The organism is Nitrobacter sp. 62-13 (assembly GCF_001896955.1).
GTDB lineage: Bacteria > Pseudomonadota > Alphaproteobacteria > Rhizobiales > Xanthobacteraceae > Nitrobacter.
In genome coordinates, this window is record NZ_MKRN01000161.1 from 1 (window position 1) to 5827 (window position 5827).

6 protein-coding genes are annotated in these 5827 nt (G+C 55.5%); 3 read left to right on the top strand and 3 right to left on the bottom strand.

Annotated elements, in window-relative coordinates; translation table 11 throughout:
- The 3 genes from BGN91_RS11190 to BGN91_RS11200 all read right to left on the bottom strand — a co-directional run.
- Positions 1-1214 (bottom strand): sodium:proton antiporter (locus BGN91_RS11190; protein WP_292613132.1); only part of this gene is annotated, 1214 nt, incomplete at its 3' end.
- A 610-nt stretch (positions 1215-1824) separates the two neighbouring features.
- A complete protein-coding gene (locus BGN91_RS11195; RefSeq protein WP_292613133.1) occupies positions 1825-2883 on the bottom strand; it encodes a DUF2254 domain-containing protein in 1059 nt (352 codons plus the stop codon).
- An 80-nt stretch (positions 2884-2963) separates the two neighbouring features.
- On the bottom strand, positions 2964-3116 hold the full coding sequence (locus BGN91_RS11200; RefSeq protein WP_292613135.1) for a hypothetical protein: 153 nt from the start codon (positions 3114-3116) through the stop codon (positions 2964-2966).
- Positions 3117-3224: 108 nt separating this feature from the next.
- Here BGN91_RS11200 and BGN91_RS11205 point away from each other — a divergent pair, with 108 nt between their 5' ends.
- The 3 genes from BGN91_RS11205 to BGN91_RS11215 all read left to right on the top strand — a co-directional run bounded on the left by BGN91_RS11205 (position 3225) and on the right by BGN91_RS11215 (position 5669).
- Positions 3225-3398, top strand: a complete 174-nt coding sequence (locus BGN91_RS11205; protein ID WP_292613137.1) for a DUF1328 domain-containing protein — start codon at positions 3225-3227, stop codon at positions 3396-3398.
- A gap of 124 nt (positions 3399-3522) precedes the next feature.
- Positions 3523-3999: a PRC-barrel domain-containing protein gene (locus BGN91_RS11210; protein WP_292613139.1), complete on the top strand. Its 477-nt coding sequence runs from the start codon at positions 3523-3525 to the stop codon at positions 3997-3999.
- Positions 4000-4265: 266 nt separating this feature from the next.
- Complete coding sequence (locus BGN91_RS11215; protein WP_292613141.1) at positions 4266-5669, top strand: mechanosensitive ion channel family protein; 1404 nt, start codon at positions 4266-4268, stop codon at positions 5667-5669.
- Positions 5670-5827 lie beyond the last annotated feature (158 nt).

A 5827-nucleotide genomic window follows, 5' to 3' on the forward strand; every position in this document is an offset into this window, starting at 1 on the left:
GTTAATCCCTGTACGATGATGCTGAAGAGGACAACAGCATAGGTCCCAGGGAGTATGCCGGGCTTTGCGGAACCTTCAGGAAGCGAAAGTGCCAGGGCGACGGAGATCCCACCGCGAATACCCGCCCATGTCAGGAACGCCACGTTCCAGAGTGACATCGGGCGTCGCCAACCGAATACCAGAAGCGGCAGGGATACCCCGAGTAATCGGCCAAGAAGCACAATTGGGATCGCAACCGCCGCAAGGTCCAAAGAAACACGATTAAAACTGAGAACGAGCACCTCCAGCCCAATCAGAAGAAACAATACGGAGTTTAAAATCTCGTCGATAACGGTCCATAGCCCGAAAAGATATCCCTGAGTCCGATCGCTCATTGCGTAGCGCGGACCCCGGTTCCCGATCAAGAGGCCAGCAGCGACCATTGAAAGAGGCCCGCTGACGTGCAGTCGCTGTGCGACGGCATAGGTGGCGGTAACGAGGGCGAGAGAGATGAGAATCTCGACAGGATAATCGTCGATCAGGCGCATTCCCCAAAAGGCGATGTAGCCGGCGGTAAGCCCGAGCATGATGCCACCTCCAGTTTCGACGACCAAAAGTTCGGCGATGGCGAACGTGCTCGTCTGGGTCGCATCAGTACCCATCGCAAACCGGAGCAGGACCGTGAATAGGACGATGCCAATACCGTCGTTGAATAGGGACTCCCCTTGGAGCTCGATTTCAAGATCCGGCGACACCTTTGCGTTCTTGAGCGTGCTCATAACGGCAACGGGATCCGTTGGGCTAATAAGAGCCCCAAACACCAAAGCCCAGGCGAGCGGCATGAAAATGCCGAGCATCGCTGCCGCGCCCCAAAAGGCGCAGCCCACGACTACGGTCGAGATCAGCGTTCCGGCGAAGGCCAGAATCGCGACCTGCAAGCCGCGCCGGCGGAGCCTAGTGATATCCAAATGGAGAGCGCCGGCGAAAAGAAGAAACGCCAGCATGCCATTCATGACAACCTGACTGAAGTCAATCTGGAAAAGAGTTCCGGTCAGTGATTCGAAAAGGTGTTGCCGGGGAAAGGCAAGATCGATTCCGACCAGCACGATAGAAACCGCAATACTTATGACTAAAAGGCCAATCGAATGGGGAAGAGGCAGAAACTTGTGATTCATCCATCCGAACAGTGCCGAAAGCGTCAGCAGCATTGCTGTTAGATCGAAGAGAGAAAACACGTGCGCTCCCGCTCTGGAGATCGGCCGATATTCGATGATACCGCCTACGCGCGATATCTAATCCAGCTGCTCAGGCTGTTTAGGCGCGAAGCACTACGCTCAACGTGCCGTCTCTTTCCAAAATGCGCAAGTCGACTTGGGTGATATCTTTGCCACCAGCTCCCCGACAGCGCTCAGCGCTTCGCCCTCGGTGATGCGCTCGGGCTTCATAGCATCGCTGCCTGTCCCTTGCGCACGAGCGGAGCCGGCTCGGAGCTGATCGCATTTGCGAACCGCAGCCGATCGCACAGACCAGAACGTGACAAGGAACTGTAAAAGGATGAGCAGCGCAAAGGCGGTAGCACCTTCGGCCAGGGATATGGATTCTTAGAGAATAATGGCAGATAACGTCGAGCCAAGCGCAATGGTCACTACAAGGTCGAACGCGTTAAGTTTGGAGAGAGTCCGTTCTCCGGATATTCGCAAGAACACGACAAAGTTGCATAGGCGAGCGATCCGACAAGCACCGTCCGCACAAGCCCGGACCAGTTCTGAAAAAGCATGCTTTCCAGGTTCATCGCGGATTTGGTTGATCTGGTGGATCGCTAAACTGGACACTATTGATCTCGGGCTAGGCTGAACTCGGTTTTTGCGCAAAGACGGAACCAATCTGCGCGGAAACCGTCTGAATTGCGCGCAGATCATCTTCCAGCGTCAAACCGGACTGCGCCCATTTCAACGCCCTCACCGAATGCCGCCGCGCCGCGTCGCCGAACATCGCGCGATCGGTTGCGAGCAAGGCCACGAATGCCTTCTGAAGCCTGATTTGGATTTCCAGCAAACTTGAACCGTCCCGCGCGATCGGCGCAAAGACGTCATCGAACATGTCGTCGGCCGTGATCGAAGGTACCCAGACGTGCGGGCAAGCGACTTCGGGGTCCGTGTCAGACGCCTCAAAGCGGCTCCAATTTGCCAATAGCCGGACGGCGCGCCCGATCACGTCGATCGCGGTACCCGGATCGTTAACGGCCGGCGACAGCGCGCGCGAGGCGATCTCTGAAAGCACACACAGGCCGAAGCGTGGGTCCTGCTCGAAGGTCCGGTCTGCAGCGACCGTGAATGCGCTGGATATTGCGTGGCGCATGTCTTCATTGTCGGATCCCATCACCAGAGCCACGGGCCGTGACGGATCAGCGAAGGCCCCGGGCAAGGCTGTTACGTAGACCTGTACCCCTGCCTGCTTCGCTTGTTCCTCGAGCGCTGCCACATCGACATGCTGGATGTAACCGATCGCGTCCGAAAACACGGCGATGGCACCTTCAGGGAAAGTGCGGCCCTCCATCGGTCGCCCGCCCAGATGCGGGTGCGCCTGCTGCGTCTCCATCGCACCCCAGGTCGCCCTCTCCACACGATCAATCGTTTCCCCGAGCCTGCCGAACCGCGCAAGGTAGTCTATCCAGCGGAGAATAGTGGCGGCGATCAGCGCGATGAGGCCGATTGTGACGACCAGCAGGATGGCGCGTCCCTGCGTGCCATATAAGCCTGTGCTCAGCGCAACAATGCCGACGAGGCTGAACAGGAACGCGCCAATGAACGTGCCGAGCACGTTTTGCGAGGTGTTGTCCTCCATGAGCAATTTCGTCGCGCGCGGCGTAACGTTGTTGGTTGCCGCGCTGTAAGCGGCGACCATTGCCAGCGGCGGCGGTGGCAACGCCGATCAGCGCCATTACCGTCACACGGAACCAGAGAGCAGCCGCCGCCAGCGCTTCATTACGTTGTCTTCACTTTGCTGTCATTGCCGGCCCACGCTTCGCCGAGCAGGGCCTCCGCGGGCGGCGGGTTGCTAATGGCGGCAAGGCTCGCGTTCATCCGGTTGCACAGCGCCATCCGCGCCTTCGTCGACATAAGATTGTCCTCGGTCACGTTCCCGTCCTCAATGGGCGCTCGCCCCGTGCTCGCATGGTCGGAATCTCGATCGCAATGGAACGGAATAGTTATCTGCGGCTTGTTCAACATACAGAAGGAAGCGCGATGTTGAAATGGGCACTGATATTTTTCGTCGTCTCCTTGGTTGCCGGCTTTTTTGGCTTTTCAGGGGTGTCTGCTGGTGCCGCTACTATTGCAAGGTGGCTCTTCTTTGCGGCGGTGGCGATCTTTGCAATCTTCCTGATTTTGGGCCTTTTGGCCGGTGAAGCTCTTTTCTAAAAGCACGGCCCGGCGAAATATCCAAAGCTATTCTCAACCAGTATTCTTCCTTCTGCCTTCAGCTCGAGAGTAGAGAAAAACTCAAGTGCGCTCTCGTCGCTCACAAAACTGAAAAGGCTCTTCTATGAAAATTTATCGCACCTTTCTCACTGCCGCAGCGTTTTCCGCAGTTTCCACGCTTGCGATTGCTCAGACGACCTCTCCCGCAACCGCGCCAGGATCCTCTATGGGCACACCGACACATGCGGACGCGGGAACGTCCCCGAGCGGCCTGCGAGTGGCCGACAAGGCTACCGTCGCACTTAAGTTTGTGACGGTAAAATCGGCCGACTTCATGACTTCCAAAATCATAGGCACCAATGTCTATAACAACCAGAATGAGACCGTCGGAGAGATCGAGGATCTGGTTATAGAGAACGGCAAAACGATTACAGGGGTTGTTGTCAGTGTGGGCGGCTTCCTCGGCATGGGAGAGAGCTACGTTGTCCTCGATCCCGCGACTGTCGTGCTCAATCAGAAGGACGACACTTGGAAAGCTTTCGTCGACACCTCCAAAGATAGCTTGAAAAACGCGCCGAAATTCAAGTACAGCAAGAAATAAAAACTGTCGCGCTTTCCCTCGATTGATCGGCGAAGGGAGTGAAGCTCCCTTTGCTCTGTCCCGCGCAGTTGGGCCCCAGCTTTCTTTTCGATGTTGTATGCGGGCTGGAAGTTATTATTGGCCGATGGACGAAGAACCCGAGCTAACCAGCTCTGCGGGGGCCACACCCGGCAGCTTGCCTACTATAAGTACAGCACGTCACCACCGCCCTATCGTCTTCAAACGCTACACCTCTCAGCCTCGAAGCCAGCCGAACGGATGGGCTCATGGCTAAACTTCTTGCAAAGGCTGTCGTTCTGGTTTTTGTGCTGCTCAGCACCGGAACGCTGGCGCGATCGCAGACACTTCTCTCGCCTTTGGCCCAATCATCGGCAATAGAGCCGGCGGTTACGTCGAAAACACCCGTTACTGTCGCTCCGGCGGCAAATGACCGTGATATTTCCAAGCGCCTCGAAGGAATCCTAAAATCGACCGGATGGTTCGAATCGCCACGGGTATCCGTTCGAGAGGGTGTTGTGTCCTTGGATGGAACTACAAATACGCAGGAACATAAGAACTGGGCAGGTGATCTTGCCGAAAAAACACAGGATGTCGTGGCGGTCGTAAACCGTCTCCAAGTTCGAACTGATGTAGGAACGACATTTGGAAAAGCGGGAGTAGAATTCAAACGGTTTTATCGGAAAACCGTTCAATCATGGCCCCTCGTTATTCTCGCAATCTGCATACTAGCTATCACGTGGCTTCTTGCCAAGTTGGTAGCGCTGCTTGCGCGTCATTTCCTTTCGCGCCGTATTACCTCACCGCTCCTGCTCACGGTGATGGCGCGAGTGTTGTCCGTCCCCGTCTTCCTTTTCGGCGTCTATTTTATTCTTCAGGTAGCAGGCCTCACACGATTGGCTCTTACCGTTCTCGGAGGAACGAGCCTCATCGGGATTCTAATTGGATTCGCCTTCCGCGACATCGCTGAAAATTTCCTCGCCAGCCTTTTACTCAGCGTCCGAAACCCGTTCCGAAGCGGCGATCTCGTTGAAGTCGCCGGACACACGGGGATTGTCCAAAACCTGAATACACGAACCACGATCCTGCTCACTCTTGACGGAAGTCACGTACAGATTCCGAACGCAATCGTGTACAAGAATACAATCGAAAATTTCAGCAGTAATCCGAGCCGTCGCGCAACGTTCACAGTTGGTATCGGTTATGAATCGTCGGCAGCTAAAGCCCAGAAGCTCGTTTCTCAGGTTCTCCTTGAACATCCCGCTGTGCTAGGTGCTCCGGAGGCGCTTGTGCTCGTTGAAGAGCTCGGTGCGGCAACTGTTAATATCCGGATCCTCTACTGGTTCGATAGTACCATTTATTCCCCCGCTAAGATCAATTCTGCGCTCCTGCGACAAACAAAAAAGGTGCTGCATGAAGGCGGTATTATCCTTCCTGATCCGGCTCGAGAAGTGGTTTTTCCAAAAGGCGTTCCCGTCACGCTGCTAAAGCACGACACCGAAGAACGAACGTTATCTCCTTTTAATTCTATCAAGATCGGAGAAGCGTTGGAGGGCGATGATGCCAGCGATGCCACGGAGGGCGAAGGTAACTTATCGAACGAAACGAAGGAGGTTTGCGAACAGTCAGAGGATCTTGCCGTTCAACCGAACGCAAATCTCTTAAAGGATTAACCTTGAATGTTCCTGGCCGGTGATTGGCCTGCGTGGCGCCGTGAGCGGATAGATACTCCGGCCCGGTTCGCGAAAAATCATCATCTACTCTCCGTGAAGCCTTCGTCGAAGGGGAAAGAATGTCGAGAAAGAGGAAACAGGCGGCTCTTAAGGAGAGA